The 24,824-nt window shown below is 71.3% G+C and carries 27 protein-coding genes; 5 read left to right on the top strand and 22 right to left on the bottom strand.

Translation table 11 applies throughout. The annotated features are described in order from the left end of the window. Positions 1–109: 109 nt before the first annotated feature. The 10 genes from A4V12_RS10195 to A4V12_RS38500 form a co-directional block, all read right to left on the bottom strand. Entirely contained in the window at positions 110–517 is a 408-nt protein-coding gene (locus A4V12_RS10195; RefSeq protein WP_064068939.1) for a hypothetical protein, read from the bottom strand. Between the two features lie 661 nt (positions 518–1,178). Continuing rightward, positions 1,179–1,922, bottom strand: a complete 744-nt coding sequence (locus tag A4V12_RS10185) for a hypothetical protein (protein ID WP_064069019.1) — start codon at positions 1,920–1,922, stop codon at positions 1,179–1,181. A gap of 23 nt (positions 1,923–1,945) precedes the next feature. Next, positions 1,946–2,641, bottom strand: a complete 696-nt coding sequence (locus A4V12_RS36330) for a hypothetical protein (RefSeq protein ID WP_199831255.1) — start codon at positions 2,639–2,641, stop codon at positions 1,946–1,948. A 13-nt stretch (positions 2,642–2,654) separates the two neighbouring features. Then, positions 2,655–3,404, bottom strand: a complete 750-nt coding sequence (locus tag A4V12_RS10175) for a relaxase/mobilization nuclease (protein WP_350498006.1) — start codon at positions 3,402–3,404, stop codon at positions 2,655–2,657. Between the two features lie 100 nt (positions 3,405–3,504). Next, positions 3,505–4,293, bottom strand: a complete 789-nt coding sequence (locus A4V12_RS10170) for a hypothetical protein (RefSeq protein WP_064068937.1) — start codon at positions 4,291–4,293, stop codon at positions 3,505–3,507. Beyond that, positions 4,290–4,715 (bottom strand): hypothetical protein, encoded by a 426-nt coding sequence (locus A4V12_RS10165; RefSeq protein ID WP_064068936.1) that lies wholly within the window; start codon positions 4,713–4,715, stop codon positions 4,290–4,292. Before A4V12_RS10165 ends, A4V12_RS10170 begins: the two co-directional genes overlap by 4 nt. 100 nt (positions 4,716–4,815) lie before the next feature. Further along, a complete protein-coding gene (locus tag A4V12_RS10160) occupies positions 4,816–5,313 on the bottom strand; it encodes a hypothetical protein (RefSeq protein ID WP_064068935.1) in 498 nt (165 codons plus the stop codon). Positions 5,314–5,342: 29 nt separating this feature from the next. After that, positions 5,343–6,635, bottom strand: a complete 1,293-nt coding sequence (locus A4V12_RS10155; protein ID WP_064068934.1) for an MFS transporter — start codon at positions 6,633–6,635, stop codon at positions 5,343–5,345. A gap of 27 nt (positions 6,636–6,662) precedes the next feature. After that, a complete protein-coding gene (locus A4V12_RS10150) occupies positions 6,663–7,847 on the bottom strand; it encodes a hypothetical protein (protein WP_107415381.1) in 1,185 nt (394 codons plus the stop codon). Beyond that, a complete protein-coding gene (locus tag A4V12_RS38500) occupies positions 7,844–8,302 on the bottom strand; it encodes a hypothetical protein (RefSeq protein ID WP_079136946.1) in 459 nt (152 codons plus the stop codon). Before A4V12_RS38500 ends, A4V12_RS10150 begins: the two co-directional genes overlap by 4 nt. Positions 8,303–8,662: 360 nt before the next feature. Between A4V12_RS38500 and A4V12_RS38495 the strand changes: the two genes are divergently transcribed. After that, positions 8,663–8,854: a hypothetical protein gene (locus tag A4V12_RS38495; RefSeq protein ID WP_234372128.1), complete on the top strand. Its 192-nt coding sequence runs from the start codon at positions 8,663–8,665 to the stop codon at positions 8,852–8,854. 585 nt (positions 8,855–9,439) lie between these two features. Here the strand turns inward: A4V12_RS38495 and A4V12_RS10140 are convergent. From A4V12_RS10140 to A4V12_RS10075, 12 genes are all read right to left on the bottom strand, one after another. Then, positions 9,440–10,180 carry a glycosyltransferase family 2 protein gene (locus A4V12_RS10140; RefSeq protein ID WP_079136945.1) on the bottom strand — a complete coding sequence of 247 codons (741 nt, stop codon included), beginning with the start codon at positions 10,178–10,180 and terminating at the stop codon, positions 9,440–9,442. A 52-nt stretch (positions 10,181–10,232) separates the two neighbouring features. After that, positions 10,233–10,727: a hypothetical protein gene (locus A4V12_RS10135; RefSeq protein WP_064069018.1), complete on the bottom strand. Its 495-nt coding sequence runs from the start codon at positions 10,725–10,727 to the stop codon at positions 10,233–10,235. 679 nt (positions 10,728–11,406) lie between these two features. Further along, positions 11,407–12,135: a hypothetical protein gene (locus tag A4V12_RS10120; protein ID WP_234372127.1), complete on the bottom strand. Its 729-nt coding sequence runs from the start codon at positions 12,133–12,135 to the stop codon at positions 11,407–11,409. A 465-nt stretch (positions 12,136–12,600) separates the two neighbouring features. Continuing rightward, positions 12,601–13,452, bottom strand: coding sequence for a hypothetical protein (locus A4V12_RS10115; RefSeq protein ID WP_234372126.1), 852 nt, complete (start codon positions 13,450–13,452; stop codon positions 12,601–12,603). 123 nt (positions 13,453–13,575) lie between these two features. Then, positions 13,576–14,148: a hypothetical protein gene (locus A4V12_RS10110; protein WP_079136944.1), complete on the bottom strand. Its 573-nt coding sequence runs from the start codon at positions 14,146–14,148 to the stop codon at positions 13,576–13,578. A gap of 14 nt (positions 14,149–14,162) precedes the next feature. Beyond that, complete coding sequence (locus tag A4V12_RS10105; RefSeq protein ID WP_064068928.1) at positions 14,163–15,677, bottom strand: VirB4 family type IV secretion system protein; 1,515 nt, start codon at positions 15,675–15,677, stop codon at positions 14,163–14,165. A gap of 28 nt (positions 15,678–15,705) precedes the next feature. Beyond that, positions 15,706–16,170, bottom strand: a complete 465-nt coding sequence (locus A4V12_RS10100) for a DUF6238 family protein (protein ID WP_064068927.1) — start codon at positions 16,168–16,170, stop codon at positions 15,706–15,708. 132 nt (positions 16,171–16,302) lie between these two features. Continuing rightward, positions 16,303–17,775, bottom strand: coding sequence for an SCO6880 family protein (locus A4V12_RS10095; RefSeq protein WP_064068926.1), 1,473 nt, complete (start codon positions 17,773–17,775; stop codon positions 16,303–16,305). Positions 17,776–17,856: 81 nt separating this feature from the next. Continuing rightward, on the bottom strand, positions 17,857–19,233 hold the full coding sequence (locus A4V12_RS10090; protein WP_064068925.1) for an SCO6881 family protein: 1,377 nt from the start codon (positions 19,231–19,233) through the stop codon (positions 17,857–17,859). A 36-nt stretch (positions 19,234–19,269) separates the two neighbouring features. Continuing rightward, complete coding sequence (locus tag A4V12_RS10085; RefSeq protein ID WP_064068924.1) at positions 19,270–19,962, bottom strand: hypothetical protein; 693 nt, start codon at positions 19,960–19,962, stop codon at positions 19,270–19,272. Further along, on the bottom strand, positions 19,962–20,276 hold the full coding sequence (locus tag A4V12_RS10080; RefSeq protein ID WP_064068923.1) for a DUF6112 family protein: 315 nt from the start codon (positions 20,274–20,276) through the stop codon (positions 19,962–19,964). The genes A4V12_RS10085 and A4V12_RS10080 overlap by 1 nt, the downstream gene beginning before the upstream one ends. A gap of 144 nt (positions 20,277–20,420) precedes the next feature. Beyond that, the gene (locus tag A4V12_RS10075) at positions 20,421–21,545 is read right to left on the bottom strand and encodes a C40 family peptidase (RefSeq protein WP_064068922.1); all 1,125 of its coding nucleotides are present in this window, start codon (positions 21,543–21,545) and stop codon (positions 20,421–20,423) included. 508 nt (positions 21,546–22,053) lie between these two features. Between A4V12_RS10075 and A4V12_RS10070 the strand changes: the two genes are divergently transcribed. The 4 genes from A4V12_RS10070 to A4V12_RS10055 all read left to right on the top strand — a co-directional run bounded on the left by A4V12_RS10070 (position 22,054) and on the right by A4V12_RS10055 (position 24,813). Beyond that, positions 22,054–22,809, top strand: a complete 756-nt coding sequence (locus tag A4V12_RS10070; protein WP_064068921.1) for a DNA-methyltransferase — start codon at positions 22,054–22,056, stop codon at positions 22,807–22,809. A 248-nt stretch (positions 22,810–23,057) separates the two neighbouring features. Beyond that, positions 23,058–23,615, top strand: a complete 558-nt coding sequence (locus tag A4V12_RS10065; RefSeq protein WP_064069016.1) for a DUF4913 domain-containing protein — start codon at positions 23,058–23,060, stop codon at positions 23,613–23,615. Next, positions 23,612–24,094 (top strand): hypothetical protein, encoded by a 483-nt coding sequence (locus A4V12_RS10060; RefSeq protein WP_064068920.1) that lies wholly within the window; start codon positions 23,612–23,614, stop codon positions 24,092–24,094. The genes A4V12_RS10065 and A4V12_RS10060 overlap by 4 nt, the downstream gene beginning before the upstream one ends. 17 nt (positions 24,095–24,111) lie before the next feature. Next, positions 24,112–24,813: a hypothetical protein gene (locus A4V12_RS10055; protein WP_064068919.1), complete on the top strand. Its 702-nt coding sequence runs from the start codon at positions 24,112–24,114 to the stop codon at positions 24,811–24,813. Positions 24,814–24,824: the final 11 nt, after the last annotated feature.

Genomic DNA, 24,824 nt, shown 5'->3' with positions numbered 1-24,824 from the left:
GGCGGTGGCTGATCGGCGGGGGCTTGCTGGGTGTTACTGGGTTCTCCGATAAGGCTGTCGGTGCGGGGCGGGCGGCCCCGAGTAGGGAGCCGGGGCCGCCCGACGGGCGTTACGGGGTACGCCGGGACGGTGTGGGGCGAGGGGCGGAGGCAGCCCGTGGCGGCTGCTGTTTGACGGGGCGCGGCTTGCTGGCGCGGACTTCCCGCACGGCCTGCTGGTAGGCGGTTTCGTCGAGCAGGTCGGGGTCGATGTTGACCTTGTATCCGGCCATCAGCAGCGTCGGGACCGCCCTGCTCGCCAGGTGCTTCTGCTCATCGGCACCGAGGTGGTCGGGCACGGTGTGCCAGATGTACAGGGGGGTGCCGACGGGGTACTCGTGGCGTTCCATCCCGAGCTGTTCCAGCAGGTCGTGGAGCTTGGCCGGGGCGCCGGTGGGAGTGGCGGCGTGGATGGTGGTGGTCAACGCTTTGACGTAGATCTCGACGTCGGTGCCGTAATCATCGGCACGATTGCCCATGGGCGGTTCTCCAGTTCAGCGGCGTCGGGGTGCGGGGGCGGACGGCTGCCTCGCGGGGCTCGGCGGCGGTGTTGTGGCTGTCGACCGCTCGGGAGCCCGCGCGGCGTGATTGCGGGCGGCGAGGATCTGGTGGGCGGCGCGCGACAGCGCGTTGGCCGTGTTGCCGAGGTCGGCGACGGGGTCGGGGTCTGCGCTTCGGCGTCCGCGGCGGGGGACAAGGCGATCCAGGCCCTGACGACAACGTCCCGGGTGAGCGGCAGCAGGCCGCTGGCCGGCCCGGCAATCGCGGTCAGGACCTCGGCGACCTCGGTGCTGCTCTCAGCGTGGGAGGCCCGCTCGGCGAGCTGAGCGAGGTAGCGCAGGCCGCGTCGCGTTCGCCGTTCGGCGCGGTCAGCGCGTTCAGGGCGGGGTCGAGGTGGACGCTTGACCGGCGCAGAGCAGGGCGTGCGATGCCGCGGTGGCCTTCAGGCGCTGCTGCTCGATCGGGAGGCCGTGGGGAAGACGGTGGTAGTCCCCGCGGGGGCCGGGAGCGGTCAGGAAGCCACCGGTGCGCTGGAGGATGTCCGCCGCTCGCTCGGTCCCGCCGATCGCGACGACCAGCCCGTGCGTGGGTCCTTGGTGATGGTGACGTACTCCAGCACCAGGACGGGCTCCCCTGGCTTCATCGAGCCCTGGAGGCCGGCGTTCGTGTGGCGGCAGGGGCCGGCGGCAGGACGGCACTGGGCGCGGTCCGAGCTGCGGGGTGCTGGAGCGCCGTGCCGATGCCGAGCGCGTCGAGCTGCGGGCCGATCGCGCGCAGGGCGCGAGCCTGGGCCCTGGTGTCGTCCGCGCCGAGGCGGTAGATACCGGTGTGCGGATCCTGGATGAAGCCGTGAGCTACCAGGACGGCGCCGGCTGCGTCACCGACGGGCGCGGCGGCAACGCTGCCGTCCTGCTGCCAGGTCAGAACGACCCGATCCGGCTGGGACGGCTGGATGCCACCCAGGGCGTTGTGCCGGACCTGGGCGAGCGCGGCTTCGTAGCGGGCGAGCAGGTCGCCGACGACCTGCTCGGTCCCCAGGAACGGATCGTCCACGAGCGCAATGCCGTTGGGCTCGGATACGGCGCCGTACGCCTCGTCGGGCAGGGCGCGCGGGGCGACGGCGGCAACGAGGAATCCGTCGCGTTCGTCGTGCCGTTCCAGGACGACGAGCCGGGCTCCGTCCGGGCGGCTCAGGACGGCCGCCTGCTGGAGCGGGTGCTCAGCGAGTGACGCGGCGACGAGGCCCAGGTCCCAGATGCGGTCAGCCAGTTCGGCGAGGTCGTCCTTGTGCTCGGGAGGGAAACTGGTCCAGGCGCCCGGGAGTTCGCCGGCGAGGACGTCGGCGTACGAGGCGAGGCGCTCGGAGTTGTCGTAGTCGTGCATGGTGTCCTTGAGCGAGGTGGGGGTCAGCGGCGCAGCCCGGCAGCCACCGGAGGCGGCGGGGCCGGCAGCGTGCGCGGCGGGGGCGGGCAGGCACACACGGCGGAGCGCTCGCGCTCAGTGGCGGGGACCTCTGCGGCGCAGGCGCTGCGGCTGGGGTGCGGAGCGTGCCGGTCGACGAGCGCGTTGCGGGTCTCGGCGAGGTCGGTACGGATGGTGTGCAGGTGCTCGCCGGCGAGGTAACGCAGCCGGCGGGCGATGTGCGGGTCGGCCGCACCGCCGAGCCCGTCATGGAACTCGGCTGCGGCGGTGACCACGTGGCTCAGGGCGGTGAGGATGCCGTCGTGGGCAGCGGTCAGTTCGGTGAGGGCGTCGGCCGCCTCGTCGGTGGTGGTGGCTTCGCGGATCCGTTCGGCGAGGTGAGCCACGGAGGTGCCCAGCGGCAGGTAACGGGTCGGGCGGGCCTCTGTCTCGAAGCCCTCGTCGCAGTCCACGTGGTATCCGGCGGATCGCAGCCGGGCGACGGCTTCGGTGGCGAGGCGGGCTTCCTCGTCCTGAGCGAAGCCGGTCGGGGCGCGGTGGTAGGTCTCGTGGACGCGGACGACGGCGACGAAACCAGCGCGCTGGAGGATGCTGTGCGCCTCCTGATCTCCACCTCGGGCGAGGACCTCGTCGGAGTGCGGATCGCGGCGGATATCCAGGAAGCGGTCGGCAACAGGCAAAGAGACGTTTCTCCTACGGTGATCGGTGTGCGGCATGCCGGACAGCGGGTGGTGCAGCGGCGACGCGGGGCTGGACCGCGGCACTCAGGTGTCCTGCGGTGTCACCCAGGTCTTGCTGGACGGCGTACAGGCGGCGGGCGATCAGTTCCAGGCGATGCGCCGTGTCGGCACCAGCGGCTCCGGGCTGTCGGGCGACCTGGTGGGCGGTGTGCTCGACGAGCCCGCGCACAGTGGCCAAGGGGCCGGTCTGCTCGTCGGCGAGCTGCGCGAGGATGGCCGCGAGCTGGGTGGCTGCTGTCGGAGCGTGCCGGGCGACGGCCTGCGGCCTGGGAGTGCTTCGAACGGGGACCAGGTGGAGGTCCTGCTCGATGCGGCGCGCCTCGGCCGACAGGTGCCGCAGGACCTCGGCAGGTTGCGTGTGCCAGGAGCCGTCGAGACGGATCAGGTTGGCGATCAGATCGAGGCGTCCGGGCTGGGCCTGGACGGCGATCCACCGGCAGCCGGTCGCCTCGCCAGGAACTTCGATGCCCGCGGCGCGGGCCAGCCGGTGCGCGGCTTCGGCCCATTCGGTGCCGGTCAGCTCACGGTCGTCGGGATGGAGCCGGACGTCGAGGTGGAAGATCGCCCGGCGGTCACCCTGCGGGCTCGCGACGAAGGGCTGCTCCAACAGCGGGTCTTCCAGGTGCTCGCCCCACTGGGTGGCGGTCCACATGGCATGCTCGTCGTCCAGGGTGTAGGAGCCGAGCCCCGGCCAGTAGGCCACGACGGTCTCCTCCGGTAGCCCGCCCCGATGGGCACCGAACGCCCCAGCGCTTCGCCGAGCGGTTCGTACGGCCCGTGGGTGCGCGGGTTGATGCGGGGTATCACGCCGCCGAACCTTCGAAAGCGCGGGCCGACAAGTGCTGGAGAACGTCCCGGGCGGCGGCGATCAGGGAACGCTCGCGCACCAGATCCGCGTGCACCGTGACGTCACCCGGCGGCAGAAAATCCAGGGCCCGGTCGATGGCCGCGAGCCCTTCGTCGTAGCGGCCGAGTCTGCGTAGTGCGCCGGCCACCCGGAACAACACGATCGGATCAGTGCCCGCGGTGCCGAAGGCAGGCTGGGCGCTGAGGGCGAGGAGCTGCTCCGCACCGTGGTCCAGGTCGTGGCCGAGCCACAGTCCGTGCAGCAGAACGTGGAGGGTCTTGGTGTGATCGCCGGCTTCGGCGAGGACCTCGTCCATCAGGGCCAGGCCCTCGGGGCGGGACTGGCCCAGCAGCGCGAAGGCGTACAGCGCGCGGCTGTAGCAGTCGAGCTCGGAGGCCGCGCTGGGCGGAAGCTGTTCGACGAACGCTTGGAGGGTGGCACAGCGGAAGTCGTAGCGAAGGGCGCTCAGATACAGATGCCGGTACGTACGGGCGATGACCGGGTCGAGACCGGGGGCGGTGATCTCGTCGGGGTCCAGCAGGTCGAGAACACTGCGCCCCGGTGCACGGGCGGCCCATGCCGCATCAGCGCATACCTCCGCGGATTCCCGCCAGTTCACGTGCTGGTCGCGCAGCTCCTCTGCCAACCGGACGGGCCAGAACGGGGTGGACAGGTACGTGGTGGCACGAGTCCTGGTCTTGAGGAGGGCGACTGCCTGGCCGGGGTCGCGGACGGGCAGGATCACGAGCCGCTCCGGGCGTCGGCGACGTGTACGAGCTGGCCGAGGGCGGTGGTGGTGTACCAGCCGCAGTCGATCAGGGCGTTGTCGTCGGTGTACTTCGACAGAAGGGCATCTTCCATGGCCCGGAGATGGATCAGGCAGTCCGGGCAGCGACGCGAGAGGTGCACGAGGTAGCGGGGGTGGGCGGTGATGTACGACTGCGCGCCGCCGGTCGCATCGCGCAGCCGCCATCCGTCCTCGTCGGTCGGGGTGTGCAAGGACGGGGCGACCACGCGCATGGCGTCTCCCCACAGTTCTCCGCCGGCGACCCCCTTCAGGACGACGACCGTGTCACCGGCCTGGAAGTGCTGGTGTGTGATGTCCCGGTCCGGGGTGAGTGGGTCGGGCGTCGGAGCGAACACCGGAGTGGGCGGGGGCTGGGACATGCGGTTCCTTCCACGCGAGGAGGGTGGCGGTGGGAGGAACAATGGTCCGGAGGATCGCCGGTTTGGCTAACCGGCGATCGTCGGCTATGTTCCGCCTCCGTCAGCGGAAGGGGTTCTCTGTCCCGCGGTCGTCCTCGCCCGCGGCGTCGAGGAGTTCGAGCAGGTCGGTGCCCTCCGCATCCCGCTGGTCGATCCACCATCCGGCGCGGGTGATGGAGCGGGCCTTCTCTTCCAGCTCCGCCCAGTCCGCCTCGTCCCAGGACCCCTCGACGACCAGCGCGGTGTGCGCGGAGGTCATCAGCTGGTGCCGGGACCGCTCGCCCCAGGCCAGGGCCTTCTCCGGGCCCTCTAGCTGCGGCATGTCGAACTGCTTCGCCCACTCGACGGCAGCCTGCTGCTCCTCGGCGCGCTTGGCGGCGAGCCACTCCTTCGTGGACTCGGTGTCGGCATTGCGAGCTGCCTTCCAGCAGTCGGTGCAGTCCCGGCCGGCGAGCCAGCGGGCGAATCCGGCGCGCTTGTCGGCGGGACGGTTGGACAGGTCGTGGACGACCTCGTGGGAGCACGAGTGCTCGACAGTCCACTGTGTACGGACAGCCATAGATGAATCTCCTCAAATAGGTATGAAAGTCAGAGGCTTGCGGTGTTGTTCTGGGCGGCCTTGTGCCGGCCTCGGGGTGGGCGGCGGTGTCGACCGGCCCTGATGAGTCGTCCGGCCGGGCCGAGGTGCGGGCGCGCGGCGAGCAGGACGGCGAGGGCGAACGCGGCGCCGGCGGCGGGGAGTGCGGCGCTGGCGAGGGGGTGCTCGGCGAGGCGTCCGGCGAGGGCGGTGCCGGCGGCCTGGCCGGCGCCGATCGACAGGATCAACCATGCGTACGCCTCGCTGGTGCGGCCCGCGGGGGTGAGGACGTCGGTGGTGACGTAGGCGCAGGCGACCACGACGGTGAGGAACGCACCGGGCACGATGACGGCGCCGATGGCCGCGTACGGTCCCGGGAGGGCGAGGAGTGGGAGCCACCCGGCCAGGAACGCGGCCCCGGCGGTGATCAGTCGGCCGGTGGTGGTGCTGGTCCAGGTGCGGCGTCCGTAGACGAGGCCCCCCAGGAAGCTGCCGGTCGAGAACGCGGCGGGCAGGATCCCGGACAGCATGTCCTGGTCGTGGCGCTCGGCCATGGCGATCGACCACACGTTCATGGACCCGATCGCGAACCCGATGCCGGAGAGGGAGACGAAGAGCAGCACCAGGCTGGAGCTGGCCAGCCTCCGCCCGCGCCCGCCGTCCGTGCCCGTCGCCTGCGCGGGACGCCAGCGCCGGGAGGGCGGTGCGCAGGCGACGGTGGCGGTGCCGACGAGACCGAGGGCGGCGGTGACGCCGAGCGCGAGGGACGGGCTGTACGCGGAGGCGAGCGCGGCGACGAGCAGGGGGCCGACGATGTACAGCAGGCCCTGCGTGCCGGTGTCGAGGGCGAGCGCGGCGTGCCGCAGCCTCGGATCGGGCAGCACACTTGGCCACAGGGCCCGCAGCCCGGCCTCCAGGGGCGGCGTGGTCAGGCCGGCTGCGACGACCACCGCCGTGGCGAGGGCCGGACTTCCTTGGGGCCCGACCACAGGCAGGGCCACCAACACCGCGGAGTTGAGCAGGGCGGCGGGCAGGTGCACGGCGGTCTGGCCGTGGCGGTCCATGAGGCGTCCCTTGACCGGCTGGGCGAGCGCGGAGGACAGCCCGTACAGGGCGCTGAGCAGTCCGCCGAAGGCGATGCTGCCTCCGGTCGCGGTGGCCCACAGGAGGATGGCGACGGGCGCCATGCCGTTGGGGAGGCGGCCGGTGAGGGTGCCGCCGAGGAGGCGGGCGATGTACGGGCTGCCCAGCACCGCGCCATAGGTGATGCGCGGTGCCGGGGCCGGGGGTGCGGTCAGGGACAACGGGTGCTTTCTCTCGGGGAGCGGTGCCTAGCGGTGGCGGGCGGTGGTGGTGCGGGGTGGCGGCGTGGGCGGTGTGGCGTCCACGGCGGGGCGCGGGCGGACCCGTAGGGCGGGGGTGCGGTGCGGTGGCAGGACGGCGACGGTCGCGCCGAGGTCCTCGGCCGCGTCGTGCACTTCGCGGGTGAGAAATTCGATCTGCCGACCGAGTGAGGTGAGCCGGGCGGCGACCTGTTGGCCCTGCACGGTCTCCAGTGCGCTCGCGAACTGGCCTGCGGTCTCCAGGAGTTCCCGGAGGCGGATCATCGGGCCCGCGTTGTAGCCGCGCTGGGTGGCGCCGAAGAGCGCGTTTGACGCGTCGCCGGCGTGCTGGGCCTCGATGACGTCCCGGATGAGTTCCTGCAGCGACATCTCGGGGGCGGGCACGGGGCGGTTGAACTCCGAGACGTCCGCGCGCAGCACGCCGGGCGGGACCGGGGCGGGCAGCACCTGTCCGGCCTCGTATTCGTGGGCGAAGTGCCCGATCACCTGCCAGCCGGGGGCGTCCGGGTCGCCTCTGAGGGCGACCACCCTCGAGTCGTCGTCCTCGATCAGATGGGCGAGGGTGATGGGCTGCCCGTCAACGGCGTACCAGGACTCGGTCAGCTCCAGCTCGCCTCGGCGCTGCGCGGCCTGGGCCCGCTCGGTCCACGCCTGCTGTTCTTCGTCGGTCAGCGGGGCCTTGTGGTGCTGGTGCTGGTTCTGATCGGCGAGGTTGCCGGCAATAAGGCCGTGGTCCGCCCAGGCCGCGAGGTAGGGCCACAGGGCCGCATGCTGCGTCCGTACGGCGGAACCGGGGGCGGCGGGCCGGTCGAGCGCCCGCCGGATCTCGGCGGCGGAGACGGCGAGGCCGTCCAGCAGGGTCCGCCACCCGGTGATGTGCCGGGCGGGCGGCAGCTCGTCGAGCTCACGGCGGGCGAGATCGAGCAGTGCATCGGCGTACGGGGCGAGGTGCGTGGCGTACGCCTCCACGGCGGCCTTGTCGCGGTGGGCTCGTGCGGCTGCTGCGGCGCCTTCGTGAACGGTGCGGCCGTAGCGGTCGCGGGTCATGTCGAGCGCGATCTCGGTCTCGCGGGCGATGACGGCCATCCGGAGACGGAAGTCGCGTGCTCGGGTTCCGAGGTCGCCTGCCACGGGCAGCGGGCTTTCGGGGGCCGGGTCGCTTCCGGGCGTCATCGAGATCGCCCGCCACCCGAGGCCGTCAGGTGGACGGTCGGCGCGTAGGTGGGCTTCGGCGGAATCGGCCGGGCCGACGGTGGCGAGGTGGTGGGCGCCGTGCCGCGCTGTGTCGTGCGGCCGGCGGATGCCTGGGCGAGACGGCTGCGGCGTTCCAGGAGCCCATTCGGCAAAGCGGGCCGTGGTGGGCCGGCCGAAGCGGAGGGGTCGAGAGCTATGTCGGCGTGCACGGCGTAGCCCTGGCGCCGTAGATCGTGGACGGCCTGGCGGGTGCGGCGAGGGCCGTCGCGTTCGGGTTCGCTGAGCCTGAACAGCCCGGGTTGGCCGGCGACAGGTTCGAACTCTTCGCGCAGCAAGAACCACTGGGCGAGGTGCGAAGGCATGGAGGAAGTGAAGGAGGCGACGAAGCCGTGTTCCTTGTGGGTGCCGAAGACAAAGTGGGTGCCGGGTTCCAAGAGGGCGGGCAACTCCTCACGAGGTCGGTGGTGGAGCAGGTCAGCGGCCGGGTGCCGGACGGGCGGCAGGCAGGGGGGCGCAGCGGCGCGGATACGGCAAGGGACGGGCGCCGGTGCGGTGCGCTCACGCGGGCTTGGCGCAGGAAGGTTTCTCCATCGGTGAGCCAGGTCTCGATGGCCGGCCACGCCCGCGCGTGGCGTTCCTGGGGTGGGAGAGGCCCGCTGTGTACCGCCTCCTCCAGCAGGACCTCGGCGTCGGCCACGGCGTCGGCCAGGCGGGAGAGCGCTGCGGCGTCCTGTGGCCATGGGCTGCTGGCGGGCCTGCACCGGTCGAGCAGAGTCGGGGCGTGGTCCACGACGGTGAGGAAGCTGCACCAGGCGTGGTCGAGGAACGCCTCGGTCGCGGCGCCGAGGGCATTGGCGCTGAGCGGGGTGGCGTCGCTGCAGCGGGCGGAGGCGGCCATGGCCTGCCAGGTGTCGCGCTCGGAGCGGATGCGCTGGAGCACGGTGGAGATGGCCGCGGTCCGGCGGGCATGGACGGCCTGCTCGTAGGAAGGGAGGTACCGGTCGGCGACGGCCTGGGCCGCACGTCCGGGGAATGGCGGCAGGACGATGCTGCGCGGGGCGTGCGGATCGCCGAAGCCCTCCTCCAGCCCCTTCGGTGCGAAGGCCCCGATAAGATAGTCGAGTTGGCGTCCGGGGCGCTCGGTATGCAGCAGGGTGGTGCCGTGCACCATGTCGGTGAGGGTGGCGGCGTAGGGGATCCGTTCGCTCTGGAGGGCGCGGCCGAGTTCGCCGCTGTCCCATATCCAGGGCACGAGGTCCTCCTGCCAGACAGGGTGGGAGTAGATCTGGACCGTCGCCCTCCACTGGCCGGGGAGAAGCTGCGCGATGTCCCGGGCGGCGTCACCGATGAATCTGCGACTGCTCGTGCTCACGCTGGTTCGGTGCCGGTCAGCACAGCGGACCAGGTCGGCCACGGTGGCGCTGGAGGCGTCCGCTGGCAGGTGGTAGACACCGCGCTCGTCACGCTCGAAGCCGGTCTCCGTAAGGGCGGTGTGCGCCCACGGGTACTGCTCGCCCGTGGCCATGGCGACGATGCCTGCCTCCCGGCTGTGCGACAGGATGATCTGCGCGTCAGCCATGGACCAGGTGCTCGTGATTGCGCAGAACGGAGAGCAGGCTGCGGCCGTACTGCCAGGCGTGCTCTCGGGCCGCCGACTCCACTTGCTCGTAACCGGGTTGGGCCGTCATCTGCCCGGGGTGCTTGCGGTACCTGTACACGGGTACCGGCAGCAGAACTCCGGGCGCGAGGTTCGTGACCCCGATGGCGCAGTAGTCCTCGCCCTGGACGAGGCCGCCCATCGGGGCAGCGCGGACGAGGTCGGTACGGGCGAGGATCGTGGTCGGCCCGATCGGGATCGTGTCCGCCGGGGACTTCCAGTACGTCCACACATCCCCGGCCTCGTGACGGCCGGGCGGCGTGGGGCATCGCCACAAGGTGCTCGAGCCGTCGGGGTGCTGGTCCTCGCTCCAGCCCGCACACCAGCCGACCTTGGCCGATTCCATGGCGTTCAGCCGCACGGACATGGCGTCGTCAGTGAACTCATCGTCGTCGTCCGCCCAGTTCACATACGGAGTGCGGACCTGGGTGAGGGCGAGGTTGCGGGCGCAGGCGGCGCCGACCGGGCGCGGCAGTGCGAGGGTCCGGACGCGAGGGTCGGCTGCCAGCGGGGCCGGCAGGCGATCGGGGGAGGCTCCGTCGAGCGCGATCACGGCTTCCCACGGCACGGACTGCCGGGTGAGGCTGGCGTGCATGGCGGTCAGGTAGCCGAGCCGGTCCTCGCGCAGGCGGCTGGCGATGACGACGGTGATCAGGGGCGTGGCGTACGAGGGCAGGAAAGGCTCCGGGGAATGAGGAATGGAGGGGCTAGCGGCGCGCGGCAGGGCGTGGTGTGCCGGCCTTCGCCGGGGCCGGCGCGGGAGTGCTCTGGGGCGGCGTACTGCGTACGGCCCTGATGACCGGCGCCGGCGCGAGGGAGGACCAGGCTCCGGGGTGGTTGCTGAAGACGGTGCGCGGGTCGGTGGACCAGTCCACGACCGGGCCGATGTCCTCGTGAAGCAGGCTGATCACCTCGATTCCCTTCCGGCGCAGGACATAGCCCCACTGCATGTCCTGGTCGGCGGCGGTTTCGTCGGTGACCGTCATGCGAACCGGCGGGGAGCCGTCCGGGGTGATCAGGTGATCCAGGGTGCGGCTGGGCCACTGCTCGCCCCCGGTCAGCGCGGTGACGAGCGCGGGCGGGGCGCCGTCGAGGAGATCGGTGCCCAGCTCGTCCCAGCCAATGGCGACGTCATCGATGAGGTGACGGGACATGGTCTCCACATCGGGCCCGAACCTGTGCTGGTAGGCGGCCAGAAGCATGGGCAGCTTCTCGCTCGGCTGGCCGTCGAGGTGCACGTATATGCCGGTGTAGCCGGTCTCGGTGGGTCGGGCGATGAAGGAACGGGTCGACAGGAGGGGTCTCCAGGGAAGTTCGGGATTACCGGCTGGGTGCCGGGCCGGGGGGTGGGGGGTGCGGTCGGGGCCGGGGGGAGCGCCGTCGAGACCGCGGCCTGGCCTGTCGGGGGAAGGTTTGGCGTTGGCGCCGGGTCGTACGCGGCGCGCAGAGTCCTGAGATCGGCTTCGTCCGCGATGGCCGCCACGGACAGGCTGCGGCTGGCCGCCTCCATCAGCAGCTTGGGCGGCGAGCCCTTCGCCGCGCCGCGGTGCTGGCCGCGCCACTGGGCGGCGGCGAGGAGGTAGTCGCTCACCGCCCGCAGTACGGGCTCGGCGGCATCCAGAAGATGTTGGGTGACGGCGCTGACCTCGGCAGGAGTCTCCGCCGCAGTGAGCGCGGCCAGGTAGGGGGCGAGGTCAGGGCTGGGCAGGGACGTGTCCGGCAGCGGATGCTCCGCGAGGAACGGCTTGGCGTCCCGCTTTGCCCACCGGAGTAGATCTCCGCGGGTGGCGATGCCGTACCGGGCGGCGGCGATCTGGTCGGCGTCGCGGCCGACGTTGTCGTACAGCTCGAAGTCGGGGTGTTGCATCAGCGGGTGGGGTCCTAGACGGAGGTGCTGGGGCCGGCGGCCTTGGCGTCGGTGCGGCGGCAGCCGTAGCCCAGGAGGCTGGACGGCTCGGGCACGCTCGGGACGGAGGCGATGTCGGAGCAGGTGAACGTGTAGGTGAAGGCGGGGCCGGGGCTGGTGCCGAGCCACGCGCGGTCCTGCTTCTCCGGCACGATCCCCAGGCCCGGGGCGGTCACCGCGTCGTGCTGGGTGTGGGTGTGGGAGAAGATCACGAGTGCCCCCGTGGTGGTCCTCAGCGCGTAGGCGTCGGCGAACTGCGGGTCGGCGGAGGTGAAGCGGGTGGTGCCGCGCGGGCCGAACTTCTGGGTCGTCTCCTCATGAACCTTGATCTGCCGCTGGGAGGCTTCGGAGGGGTTGAAGACCTTCTTCCCGGTCGTCTCGCCTCCGGTGGCGAAGTTGTCGGTCACGGCGGAGCGGAGCACGCCGACCGGCGCGGCCAGGGAGGAGGAGGTGGCGTCGACCGCGGTGGCGTACCCGTCCTTGTCGAGCACGATCTGCGGGAGCTGCTTCGGATCGTCGATGTCGATGGTGGCGACCATCTCCCACTGCTGCTTGGACTTCGTGCTCTCCGCCAGGATCAGGACGCGGGCGTACTGCTGCTGGCTGCCGGCCCGGGTGACGGCGGCGAACCACCGCTGCTGTCCGGCCTTCAGGCGCGAGGTCGGTGGCGGACAGGTCGTACGACCACGGTCGGTACGGCTCACGATCACCCTTGGGCAGGGCCTCGTCCTGCTTGATGTCGGCCAGCGACATCGCGTATCGGGGCCCGCCCTCGACGGTGTCGAGAAGGGCGCGGTCCTGGCTCTGGCGAGCGAGGTTGTTGGTCTTCGAGTAGTGGGTGAGGGCCTCGCGCGCCTGCGCCTGGGTGAGCGAAGGGACCGGCGTCGGCTTCGGCGCAGTGCTGGCTGTGGGGGTCTGCTTGGACTCGGCGGTGTCGCCGTCGTTGGTGCAACCGGTCAGGGCCAAGGAGGCACCGACGGCGCAGGCGATCAGCGGCAGGGCGTGGCGGGTGACGCGGATGGGGACTCCAGTGAGCTCGGGGCGGGCAGGCCAGCGCCTCCAGGTGGACGTGGCTGCTGGTGCGGCGGGACGAGGGACGAGGCGCGGTCACCGACGCAGTGCCGACCACGTCGGGTGCACCGGCCCGCCGCGCGGCGAGGAGCCGGGCGTCAGCGTCTTTGCCGCAGTTGCGCTGGCGGGACGGCGGGCAGGGGCAGGCGCGACGTACGAGGCGGGGCCGCTGAAGGCCGGGGTGCCGGTGGTGGGGGGTTCAGCGCCCGCATTCGGTCCTCAGCGACGTGCAGGACTTCCCCGAGGTTTCGGATCTCGGCCGCGGCGTCGGCAAGGTCGTACGACAAGTCGAAGCCGTCGTCCTGCTCGGCTTCCTTGGCCTTCTCCCCGGCGGCTTCGAAGAACTCGCCGAGCCGCTCCAGCAGGCCGTCGGTCGGATCCAGGATCTGGTGCAGCATGGCGGCTGCGTCCGCATGCGACTCGGTCCCGTTGAGGCGGTCGGTGAGAGCGAGGAGGGCGTCGCCGTAGACGTACGTCGAGGTGCGGCCCGCACTGGGGGAGAGGTTCGGAGACTGAGGGGCGCGGGGCTGTGAGGCTGTGGACACGAGCGGGCCTTCGGTGGACGAACGAGGAACGGGCAGCAGCCCGAGCTGGGTGAGCCGCTGGTCGATGGCCTCGACCACGTGCTTGGCGCTGCCGCCGGCACGTGCTTCGGGCCGCTCAGAGGCACCAGCGTCGGCTGCGGGGGTCGAGTCGTAGATCACCTCGAACAGTGCGTGATCATCCGGGTGTTGGCGAGTCACGATCCACGCCTCGGGGTCTCCAGGTGGACGGTTGGAGGAGGGCTCCTGCGGCGGGCCGATGATCAGGTAACTGTCGTCGGGGAGCGAGACGTGCACGATGTACGCGCTGAGTCCGAACTCGATGTCGCACTCCAGCCCGCGCTGCCGCAGGGGCGTGGTGATGTGCGCGTGGCGGCGCCACAGCTCCTGCCACCAGGTGGTGTTCACGTTGCGGTGGTTAGGGAGCGGAGCGAGCGAAGCCGCGTCGACAGGCGAGCTGCGGGTGCCCGGGTCGGAGGTGTCCGGGGTGTTCAGGGGGCTCCTTGTGAAGGGGTGGGGCGTCGGCCAGAGTCAGCGGTGACGAGGGCCGATCCTGGGCAGCGGTGGCGGCACGGGGCTTTCGCGGTGGGAGTGCGCGCGGAAGAAGCGGTGGAGTTCGAGGTGGTCGTCGAGTTCCTTGACCGCGTCGCGGAGGGCCACCGACGTGCGCCGCAGGTACCCGCGTGCCGTGGCGTGGTCGATGACCATGCGGTTCTTCGCGTAGTGCTGGCCGGTCGGGCTGGAGGAGTTCGGCAGGTCAAGTGCGGTCTCAGCAGTCTCCGCGAAATGCGATGACGCGCGGGTCGACATGGTGCTCGCCGTCGCGAGGTGGGCCAAGGTGGCACGGCCGGCGCGGTTCGCGCTGTGAGGGCTCCCGGCGAAGTCGGCAGTGAGCCGCAGGACCTCGCAGGAAAGGTCCTGCGCATCGGTGGCGTGCTGGAAGAGCTCGGTGAAGGACAGTTCGGCCGGCACGTGACCGCTCTCGTCCAGCAGCTGCCACTGCTTGGCGTTGTCCAAGCACTCGGACTTCAGGGAGGTGAGCGTGCCGATCAGGCGGAGGGCCTCGTCGCGTGGTATCAGTTCGCGTTGAATATCGGGTTCCATGAGCCTCTCGCGGTTCAGTGCATGCGAGCGTCGGTGTCGAAGAGGGCCAGCTCGTGGCTGTGCAGCAGGTGCTGCACGATGAAAGATCGACCGGCCACCTTCCACAGGCCCCTGCCGCGGTTGAGGTGGGCGATGGCGTCCATCTCGACGGAGGTCAGTCCGAGCAGGGAGGCCGCGGCGTGGAGCTGGTCGGTCTCCTGGCGGTAGATGATGCGGGTGCTGCAGTCGGCGAGCAGGCCCTCGGCCAGGGCGCGGCCCTGGGATCCGGCATCGCCGGCGGTGAGCAGGTCGGACAGCCGGTGGATCACCATGAGGTTGGCGATGCCGAGTCCGCGGGAGAGCTTCCATTGGGCCTGCATGCGCTGCAACAAGCCGACATGGCGCATCAGGCGCCACGCCTCGTCGTACACGATCCAGCGTCGGCCGCCGTTCGGGTCGGAGAGGGCGGACTCCATCCAGGCGGAGGCGCACGTCATCGCAAGGACCAGCGCCGTGTCGTCGCCCGAGCCGCCGAGTCGGGACAGGTCGATGGTGAGCATCGGCGCGCCGGGATCGAAGGCGATGGTGGAGGGGGCGTCGAACATGCCGGCCAAGTCACCGTGGACGAGGCGGCGCATCGCATGGGCCAGGTCACGGGCCGCGTCGCCGAGCTGTCCCGACACCATCCCGGCGGCCTCATCCAGCGCGCCGGAGTTGTTGAGGGTGGCGGCGACGTCACCGAGGAGTGGGGTGCTGCCGGTGTCGGCGGCGCGGGTGACGACGGCGTCGAGGGCGATGTCCAGGGCCGTGTGCTCCATGGGCATCAGGTCCCGGCCCAGGACGGTACGGGCCAGGGAGCCGAGCAGGAGAAGGCGCCGCTTGCGGATCTCGCCGACCCAGTCGGCCTCGGAGACGCTCGCCGGGCGCGGGGCCGCGTCCAGCGGGTTCAGCCTGCCGGGCAGTCCTGGCCCGAGGGCTACGGATCGGCCGCCGAGGGCTTCTGCCACCGGTGTCCACTCGCCCTTGGGGTCACACGGGACGTAGACGCGGTACCCGAAGGCGACCGAGCGCAGCGCGAAGGACTTGGCCAGGGCGCTCTTGCCCTGGCCGATGACGCCGGCCAACAGGATGTTGGGGTTGGTGAAGCCCTCGACCTTGCCGTACAGCGCGAAGGGGTCGAAGACGAACGACGCCTCGGCGTGCACATCGCGGCCGATGTAAATGCCCTCGGCGCCGAGGCCGCCCTCGGCCAGGAACGGGTACGCGCCGGCGGCTACGGCGGTGGTCATGCGGTGGGCGGGGAGCTTCAGCCGGTTCTTGCGGGCGGAGGCGGGTCCGGGGCGTCCGCTCGGGGGGTAGAGGGCAGCGGGCGTCTCGTGCTCGGCGTGTGTGCTCTCTGCCTGGTGGGCGGTGGCTTCGGCGCGGGCCTTGGCGGTGGCTTCGGCGAGCTGGCGACGGGCCTGTTTGCGGCTGGCCCGGTCGGTTCCGTGGGGAGTGAACAGCGGAGATGCGGAGGCGCGGCGGGCGCGGCGGGCGGGCCGGTGGCTCATCGGGGGCCCTCGATTCTGCGGGTGGTGATCATCGCACGCAGGCCGTGGTGCGCGTGCGGAGGTCGGTGGGGGTGGTCTTGCGCCGGACCACGTGCCCGGCGGCGAGGTGGCGCTGGCAGATGGTCAGCACGGGCGGCCCCTCGGGCAGCCGTTCCGGATGACACCTAATCGCCCCGGCGCCTTCTGCCGCCGTGTTGCTGGGCAGCAGGTGGAAGGCCGAGTGGATCTCGGCGGTGGCCTGCCACATGCGGGTGTGGGCGGTGGCGAGGTGGCGGCCGGCGGCAGGGTGCGGTGGCCGGGTGGTCTCGGCGAGCTGGTCCAGGAGCTGGTGCAGGGCGGTGAGGTGGGCGTGCAGTACGTCAAGGTGCAGGCGGTGCACCGGCGTTGGCGGGGTGGCGTCCTGCCGTGTCAGAGCACGGGTGTGGTGGCGGACTCCGGCGCTCGCGGCACGAAGGTAGGGGTGCGCGTCCTCTGGACGCGTGCGAGAGGTCAAAGGTGGTGGTCCTTCCTGCCGGGAGGCAGGGGCGGCAGGCAGCGGTGGCGCTGCCGCAGCGTGATCGGAAAGGGACGGCTCAGGGTCCTCGCCATCAGGCACGGCTCAGGCCGGCGGGGGAATGGTGCCCGGTCACAGAGCGGTGCGGGCGAGTGGCAGCGCGGTGAGGGTGAAGGCGTCGGGCTGCTGGTAGTTGAGCCGTCGCAGATCGACGCCGGAGGTGACGGCGCTGGTCTCGATCTGCGCGCAGGCCGCGTCCAGGAGGGCATCAGTCTCGGCCGTGACGGTGACCAGGCCGGTCAGGGCTACGTCCGCGTGCCCGGCGATGAGCTGGCGCTCTCGCATTTTGACGTCGGCGTACTCGACGGAGTCTTCCTCGCTGTCGACCTGTCCCCGGCGGGCGCGCTCGTTCGCGTCGGCGATGATCGCGGCCTTCTTCCGCTGGACGTCCCGCAGCGCAGACTCGAGCCCCTGCGGCGCGTATATAAGGGACAGGCTGCGCCGCACTCCGGCCGTGAACATGATCCCGTGCAGGAAGCCGGCTCCCATTTCGGTGCGCGGCCAGTTCTCCACCCAGTACGTGGCGTGGCGGGCCGAGTCGGTGGCGAGGCGGTCGTACTCCTCGAACTGGACGACAGGTCCGGCGGCTGCGGGGTCCGCCTCGGCGCGGCCGGAGTCGGACCACTGCTGGAGCGCGGCGAGGGCCTTCGGGTCGTAGGCGGTGCGGATGACGGCGGCGATCTCACGGGCGCTCAGCCAGCCCGTGACCATGAGCCCGGCGTTCCGGGCGGCCTGGGCGATGGAGGCGGTCGTCTGCTCCATGACGGTGAACGCGCCCGGCAGTCCGCCGCCGGCCTGGCTGATCAGGCGCTTGGCGGCCTTCAGGTCGAGGGAGATGGCGAGGTAGGTCTCGTGCGGGGCGGCGGCGGGGCCGGCCGAGGCGACCAGTTCCGAGTAGATCTGTCCGGCGACTGGGGCCTGGGGCTGCCCGTTCTGGGTCCAGTGGCGGGTGAGGGTGTCGCCGCTGTCGGGGACGGTGCGCTCCAGGACCTGCACGGTGGCGATGTGTCCGGTCCGTGCGATGCCCGCGAGCGCACGTCCCCAACTGGCCACGTTGTGGTTCTGGGTGGCGGGGTCGAGGAGGGCGAAGGCGCGAGAGGTGACGCGGGCGATGGCGGTCAGGGTCTGCCGGTGCGGGTCGTGGACCGCTGCAGCGCCGTTGGCGGAGTCGCCGGGGGTGACCACCTTGAGGGAGGCGGTGGTGCCGGGCAGGTGAAGGACGCCTTCCTGCCGGGGCCGGGTGACGGGCCGGGCGAGCCAGAGGGTCTGGCCGGTGCGTCGGCGCTGCGCGTAGCGGGTGACGATCGGCGCCCAGTCGATCAGGGAGCGGCCGTGCCGGCGTATCGCGACGAGAGCGCCCGATGCGGCCCAGAGCGGGGTCAGGGCGACGGCGCCGAGCAGTCCGGTGGAGAGCACCGTCATCAGCAGCAGGGCCAGTGTGCACGACACGAGGACGAGTTGGGGAAGGGAGAGGCCGAGGAGGATGCCGCGACGGGACCGGTGCGGAAATTTCACCGTGACCGGGGCGACGGAAAGGTCAGTCATGGGGCGGGTCCTGGAGGCGCGGGTGGGGGCCCGGGGGCGGGAGCGCGCGGTGCGTCCCGCCCCCGGGAAGCGGGCAGAGGATCAGGGGCCGGTCGGGGGCGGGGGCGGCCCAGCCGGTCCGCTGGTCGTGGCGTTCTGTTGGCTGGAGGACGGCGGTGCGCCCTGGGGCGGCGGGGTCGTGGTCGGGGGAGCGGATTGCCATCCGCCGCCCTGGCTGGACGCGGCGCTCGGTCCGGACCCACCCGGGCCTGGGCTGCCTCCTACCTGGCTGCTGGTGTCGTCGGAGACGCTTGTCGGCGAGGGCTGGACGGCCTTCTCCAGGCCGGACTTGATGGCATCACCACCGGGCGAGACGCCCGTGTCACCGCCTTGCGCGTCTTCCTTGCCACCGCCTCCACCGGTCGAGTGGGAGGCGATGTCGCCGGGGAAGCCGCCTCCGCCTGCGGCGTCGGGGCCTTGGGGAGCGGCGCCTGCTCCGGCTGCCGCGCCGCCGGTTCCGGCGGTGGCGGCTGCCGCCGCGGCCTTGCGGGTCGCGTTCTCGGCGTGTGCCTTGGCGACTTGGGCTCCGGCGCCGCCGGCGCGGTGGATGGACTCGCCGTCGGTTCCGTCGGCGGCCCAGTGCACGAATTTGAAGACCGCGTACGGGCACAGCAGCACCAGGACCATGATCACGATGCCGGACATGACGTCGGCGAGGGCACTGATGCCGTCCTTGGCCTCGGTCTTGCCCATGGCGGCGATGCCAAGCACGAAGATCACGGTCATCAACAGCTTGGAGACGACGAGGGTGGCGGTGGCTTCGATCCAGCCCTTGCGCGAGCGGCGTGCGACCTCCCAGCCGCCGCCGGCGCTGGCGAAGATCGCCAGGGTGACCATGACGAGGATGCCGACCTTGCGGACCATCATCACGCACCAGTAGAGGAAGGCGCCGATGGCGGCGCCGAGGCCGGCCACGACCGGGACGAGCCAGCCCAGTCCGGCCAGGGCGCCGATCTGGCTCACCTTTACGATGCGGCGTACGGCCGACTCGATGTCCAGGCTCGCGGCCTTGAACAGGCCGTCGGAGATCGCGTCGACCACCTCGACGGCGACCGTGGTGAAGGCGATGGCGCAGAAGGCGAACAGGACGCCCGACATGGTGCCGGTGAATGCTTGGGTGAGGGCTTGGCCGTCGCGTCTGACGGCGGCCCGGACGAGCTGTGCGCAGAAGGTTGCGACCAGCAGGACCAGGCCCAGCGGCAGCAGCATCTCGTAGTTGTCGCGGAACCAGCCGGCGTTCAGGTCGACCTTCGTGGTGGTGTTGACGGCCTTGGCCGCCAGGTCGGCAGCGGCGGCAGCGAGTTCGCCTGCCGACTTCGCCATCCAGTCGCCGATGGCCTTGCCGGGATCCGAGGCGAAGTCGACCGCGTCACCGACGGCGCACAGCTTGTCTGCCAGGGGGAAATCGCAGAAACCCACAGAGAGTTGCCCATCCTTTTTTGTGTCAGGCGCGGGTCACTGCGTGACGCTCGGAGCGATGGCGGCCAGGGCGCAGTCGTGGTTGGGCCGGCACTGCACGGCCAGGGTCACGGCGCGTTCCTCGGCTCCACCGCCGTCCTTCTTCCAGGCGATCTGCTGCTTGCCGTTGACGGTGACGACGTAGATGTACGCCTTGGTGATCGCGGACGGGTCGTCGGCCAGGGCCTGCTTGAACGCGGAGGGGTAGTGGCCCTCGGTGACACTGGCGGTGGCGTGCTGGTCCTGGTCGGCCATGCGCGACCACAGCACTGGATCCGGGACTTGGCCCAAGACCGATGCCCAGTCGGCGTACGTGGGCTCGTTGGTCATCCACGCGCGCATGCCGGCGAGCTGCTGGTCGCGGCTGGTGTTGCGGGTGTCGTAGGACCACAGCATCTGGGCCACGGCCTTGGCGTAGGCGACCGGCTCGGCGATCTGCGGGGGTTTGGGCACCGATCCGGATCCGGGGGCGGGCTTCGGGGCGGCCTCGGAGGAGGGCGGGCTGCTGGCCGGCGCCGAGGCGGCGTGGTCCGGTCCCTGGCGGCCGTTGCCGTTCCCGCTGAGCCAGGCGACGGTGGCGGCGGTTGCGAGCAGGACGGTGACGACCACAGTGACGATCGCGATCCGCTTGTTGGCCGACCAGCCGATGCCGTACGAGGACAGGGAGAGGGAGGGGAGTCGTTTCTGCATCAGTGGACCTGGGACCCGAGAGCCGAGAAGAAGGCGACGATGCCGTTCGCGGCGCCCAGGCCGAGGGCGGCGCCCGCGGCGACGACGGCGCCCTTCTTGCCGTTGGCCTCGGCCTGGTGGCCACCGGTGTGGTGGCCCCAGGCCCACACGCCGAGGGAGACGGCTAGGGCGCCGACGACGGCGATGATCCCGAACATGTTGATCGAGTTGACGACGTTCTTCAGCACGGCGAGGCCGGGCAGGCCGCCGCCCGCGGGGGTGATGCCGGGGTCGAAGGCGAGCTGGATGACGCGGTCTGCGAGAGGGAGGGGCATGGGTGTGGCGAGGCTCCTTGCGAACGCAGGCCAGGCGAGGGGCCGGCGGGAAAGGGGGAAGCGGAGGGGGAGGCGCGCTCGGCGCGCGGGAAGTGGCCGCGGCGGCGACCCGCCCGCAGCAGCGGGGTGCGGGCGGGAGCGGCGTCAGATGACGCGGCGGGCGGCGAGGATGTCCCAGTCCTTGATCGGGGTGATCCGGACGGGCTTGCCGGTGCGCGGAGCCTCGATTACGAGGCCCTCGCCCATGTACATGCCGACATGCTCGGGGCGGCTCGCGGCGCCGCGGCTGAAGATCAGGTCACCGGGCTGGAGGTGGCTGGGGGAGACAGCCTTGCCTTCGTTGACCTGCGTGTACGTGGTGCGGGTGAGGGTGATGCCGGCGTGGGCGTACGCCTGCTGCATCAGCGAGCTGCAGTCGCAGCGGCCCATCGGGTCGGGGCCGTGCGCGGCGGTGCAGCTGCCGCCCCACTGGTACTGCGTACCGAGCTGGTGCATCGCCCAGTCCAGGGCCTTACGGGCCCTGGGGTCGGCATCCTTGGGGATCTTGTATCCCTTCGGGACGCTCCCCTCGGGGATACGACCGAAGCCGGATCCGTCCTTGGACGGAGCACAGCCGGTGCCGGTGGCGGACTCCTTGTCCGGCTCCTTGTCGTCCTTGTCCTTGCCGGTGCTCGGGAAGGTCTTGGCGATGGCTTCCTGCAGCGCGGTGGACAGCTCCTCCCACTGCGCGTACGCGTCCGGGTAGCCGGACTTCTGCACGGCCTGTGCCGCCTGGGCGACGGTCATCTGCTGCCAACCCTTGACCTTCAGCAGCTCCTTGTAGAAGCGCTCGCTCGCGTAGACGGGATCGCGGATCTGCTGGGCGGTGCCCCATCCCTGAGAAGGGCGTTGCTGGAACAAGCCGAGCGAGTCCCGGTCGCCGTAGTTGAGGTTGCGCAGCCGCGACTCCTGCATCGCCGTGGCGAGCGCGATGATCTGGCCCTTCTTGGGCACGTCGAGGCTGTTGCCGGTGGCCACGATGGTCCGCGCGTTAGGGACCTGCTCGGCGGGCAGATCCAAGCCTTCGATGTGGACGTCCTTGCCGGACGCGCCGTCGAGGATGTCAGTGACGTGCTTGGCGACCTCGTCGGAGTCGATGTCGGTCAGGCAGCCGCTGAAAGAGCCGGAGGTCTGCACGGCTTCGGCGGAGGAGGCCATCATCATGGCTGTTCCGGCGAGCAGGAGTGGGGAGAGGAAGACGACGCCGATGCCGGCGGCGACCGCCTTCAACCGGCGCGGACCGCTCGTACGTCAGCGGTTTCGGGCATGGGTGGGCTGTTAGGCGTCATGAACGTGTCCTTCGGGGTGCGGTGTCCGGCGTGCCGCGTGCGCGTGGCGGGTGGAAGGGCGCGGCAGCCGGGGTGGGCGATCGGGGTGGCCAGCGCGGGTGAGTTGCCGCTCGTTCCGCGTGGCCGTGCCGTGAGCTAGGTGTGCCGGGGCAGGGGGTACCTCCGTGAGGTGTGGTGGGGAGTAGCCAGCGGCGGTGTGCGCCGGGCGGTTCAAAAACAGTAGGACCGGATCGGCGGCTGACCAAAAAGTCGGCATGAGGTGCCGGAATCCGGCACCTCAGCACCGGACTTCTTGGTCGTCGGCGCATTCACCCCTACAGTTTTTGGACTCCCCTCGCCCTCCTCGGTCTGCGGCCCTGGGCTTCTCCATGCCCAATTCCGGTCTGCGAGGACTCGTATGCGAGACGGGAATCTCCCTCCACGCTTCCACACCCGAATTGGGGCCCTCTTTGCCTTTTTCTCTGCACCAGGGTGACGCTCTCAGTGTCCTTGCCGACCTGCCGGACGACTGCGTCGACTCCGTCATCACCGACCCGCCGTACAACAGCGGTGGCCGGACCGCGAAGGAGCGCACCACGCGCTCGGCGAAGCAGAAGTACACCTCCGCCGACGCCCAGCACGCCCTGCCGGACTTCACCGGCGAGAACATGGACCAGCGCAGCTACGGGTTCTGGCTGACGCAGATCATGACCGAAGCCCACCGCCTCACGAAGAGCGGTGGTACGGCGCTGTTGTTCACCGACTGGCGTCAGCTCCCCACCACGACGGACGCGATCCAGGCGGCCGGCTGGCTCTGGCGCGGCGTGCTGGCGTGGCACAAGCCGCAGGCCAGGCCGCAGAAGGGCCGGTTCACCCAGAACTGCGAGTTCATCGTGTGGGCCTCCAAGGGTGCGATCGACGGCTCCCGGAACCCGGTCTACCTGCCCGGCCTCTACAGCGCCTCGCAGCCCTCGGGGGCAAAGCGCCAGCACATCACGCAGAAGCCGGTCTCCGTGATGCGCGAGCTGGTCAAGATCAGCCCCGAGGGAGGCACGGTGCTCGACTTCTGCGCTGGCTCCGGCTCCACGGGCGTCGCCGCCCTGCTGGAGGGCCGGGACTTCATCGGCGTGGAGAAGACCGAGCACTACGCGTCAATCGCAGCCGACCGGCTCACCGAGACGGTCCGCGAAACCCTCACCCAGGACGACGTGGTCCTGTCCGTCTGAGGCCGGCACCCGCGCTTCCCAGGCGAATTCCGACGCCATTTCCAGCCCTGGGTGACATCCCGCCGTGGCGCGAGCAGTTCGTCGACCGGCCCACTCATCGCTGTTTCCGCTTTCCCTGTTTCCGCCCCTCGTAGGAGGCCCCGCGTTCCATGTCTAAATCCGTAGAACCCTCGGACCGTGGGGAGTTTGAGCCGGTGCGTATTCCGGACCCCCATCTGGAGGGAATCGAGGCGAGCGTCCGGAGGCTGATGGAGCAGTCGGCGCAGCAGGCCCAGCAGCTCGACCATCTCGCCTCCGCGCCATCGCCGGGTGGATCACCGTTCGCGGCGTTCGGCATGCCCGGGCTCGGCGGACCGCCCCCGGCTGCGCCGCCGGAGCCGCGCCCGATTCTGGAACTGGACGGCGAGGAGCGCGAGGACGAGCTCGATGCCTTGTCCGACTGGGTCGATGACTTCCTTCTGCCCGTCTATGGGGCGGAGGTCACCACCGCGGCGCCCTGGTGCCCGCAGTGGCAGGAGCACGACGACGTCGTTGCATGGCTTCATGCCCTGTGGCTCGCATACCAGCAGCACAAGGACCCCGAGGCCGGGTTGAGTGGCCTGTTCGTGTGGCACCGGGACTTCCTCACCCACGCCATCGCGGCGATCCGCGCGCCGGGCGGTCCGCTGTCGGCCTGCATGACCTCACCCGAGCGTCCCGCCCACCGGCTCCTTCCGGGCCCGCCGCCTTCGGCTCGTACCGAGAAGGCGACGGCGGGCGCGGTGGAGGCGGCCGGGCCCCCTGAGCCGGACGAGCCGACGTCGTGAACGGGGGGCAGCAACCGGCTTTCGGCCTGAGCTTCGACCCCCGAGCCCTGACCGATCTCCTCCAGGCGCCCAGCGACATCCGCGATCTCACCCTCGCCTACCTGCAGGAAGTCGTGAACGCACAGCGCTTCGGGCTTCGGCTCACGGGCGACCTGGAGGGCTACCGCAAGCTGTTCGTGGACTCCCGCAAGGACTGGCGCGTCGTCTACGGCGTCCGCCCGGCGCCCGCCGAGTCCACGCACCAGCGGGAGATCCACGTCGTCGCCATCCGGCCGCGGGCGGGCAACGACGTCTACGACGAGGTCGGCCGCCGCCTGGGGATGACCCGCCGGCCGCTGAGCGCCCGCACCCACGCAGCACGCTCCCGCTCCCCCCAGCTGGCGACCCGCAGCCCCGCACCGCGCCCCACTCCGCCGCCCTCCGCGCTGCCGGGCCTGCCCCGCCCCGCACACAACCCCTCGCACCATCACGCCCGCTGAACGACGGAGCCCCGCCTATGTCCCCTGACCCCGCGCCGGCAGCAGTCCGGCGTGCGGTGTCTCCACTCGACCATCGCATCGAAGCCGTCACCGGCCATGACGTCGACACCCTGTGGGCCTACCGCGACCGCGGCGTCCTCGACGAGCCACATGCCCACCTGGTCGACCGGCACCGCGAGCTGGCCCGGGCCGAGACCGGCGTGACCTTCTACCGCGTTCTCCTCCACCGCCTGTCCAGCGGCGAGTTCCCTGTCGACGGCGCCCTGTTCGCGCGCATCGACCGCACCGTGGACCAGTTGGAGGAGGCCGCCACCGCACGCGACGCTGCCGCCCGGAAGGTGATCACCGCCCTGGAGTCCATCGAGGCCGCCGCCGCAACATCCTCGGCGCCCAGCGAAACGCCGCTGTCGTCTGCCGAGCAGGCGGCGCTGCTGGCCATCGCCGGCGGGGCCAAGCTCTACGAGCATCTCCTGACCGGCCGGATGTCCGTGACCACTGCCTCCGGCACCCGCATCCCCTACGCCGAGCTACAGCAGCTGGAGGGTGCCGGCCTGGTCTCCCGTGATACCGGCCACGCCGTGCACGCCGGCCAACCCGTCGGACTGACCGATGCCGGCCGCGCCGCGCTGTTCGCCGCGCGCCGGCCGCCCACCACTCACGTGCCGAAGCCCTCGGCTCGCCCCGGGGCCTGGCCGTCCACCCCAGCACGGCGGCGCTGAACTCCCCGAAA

The organism is Streptomyces noursei, from assembly GCF_001646665.1.
Classification (GTDB): domain Bacteria; phylum Actinomycetota; class Actinomycetes; order Streptomycetales; family Streptomycetaceae; genus Streptomyces; species Streptomyces lavendulocolor.
The sequence above is the reverse complement of the archived record's forward strand: the minus strand, read 5'-3'. Positions and strand labels throughout refer to the sequence as shown.

Bases quoted from the DNA above. Each gene is read 5' to 3' on its own strand.
- A4V12_RS10195 (WP_064068939.1), bottom strand. From the start codon at position 517: ATGGGCAATCGTGCCGATGATTACGGCACCGACGTCGAGATCTACGTC.
- A4V12_RS10185 (WP_064069019.1), bottom strand. From the start codon at position 1,922: ATGCACGACTACGACAACTCCGAGCGCCTCGCCTCGTACGCCGACGTC.
- A4V12_RS10165 (WP_064068936.1), bottom strand. From the start codon at position 4,715: ATGTCCCAGCCCCCGCCCACTCCGGTGTTCGCTCCGACGCCCGACCCA.
- A4V12_RS10160 (WP_064068935.1), bottom strand. From the start codon at position 5,313: ATGGCTGTCCGTACACAGTGGACTGTCGAGCACTCGTGCTCCCACGAG.
- A4V12_RS10150 (WP_107415381.1), bottom strand. From the start codon at position 7,847: ATGACGCCCGGAAGCGACCCGGCCCCCGAAAGCCCGCTGCCCGTGGCA.
- A4V12_RS10135 (WP_064069018.1), bottom strand. From the start codon at position 10,727: ATGCTTCTGGCCGCCTACCAGCACAGGTTCGGGCCCGATGTGGAGACC.
- A4V12_RS10110 (WP_079136944.1), bottom strand. From the start codon at position 14,148: ATGGAACCCGATATTCAACGCGAACTGATACCACGCGACGAGGCCCTC.
- A4V12_RS10105 (WP_064068928.1), bottom strand. From the start codon at position 15,677: ATGAGCCACCGGCCCGCCCGCCGCGCCCGCCGCGCCTCCGCATCTCCG.
- A4V12_RS10095 (WP_064068926.1), bottom strand. From the start codon at position 17,775: ATGACTGACCTTTCCGTCGCCCCGGTCACGGTGAAATTTCCGCACCGG.
- A4V12_RS10085 (WP_064068924.1), bottom strand. From the start codon at position 19,962: ATGCAGAAACGACTCCCCTCCCTCTCCCTGTCCTCGTACGGCATCGGC.
- A4V12_RS10080 (WP_064068923.1), bottom strand. From the start codon at position 20,276: ATGCCCCTCCCTCTCGCAGACCGCGTCATCCAGCTCGCCTTCGACCCC.
- A4V12_RS10065 (WP_064069016.1), top strand. From the start codon at position 23,058: ATGGAGCAGTCGGCGCAGCAGGCCCAGCAGCTCGACCATCTCGCCTCC.
- A4V12_RS10055 (WP_064068919.1), top strand. From the start codon at position 24,112: ATGTCCCCTGACCCCGCGCCGGCAGCAGTCCGGCGTGCGGTGTCTCCA.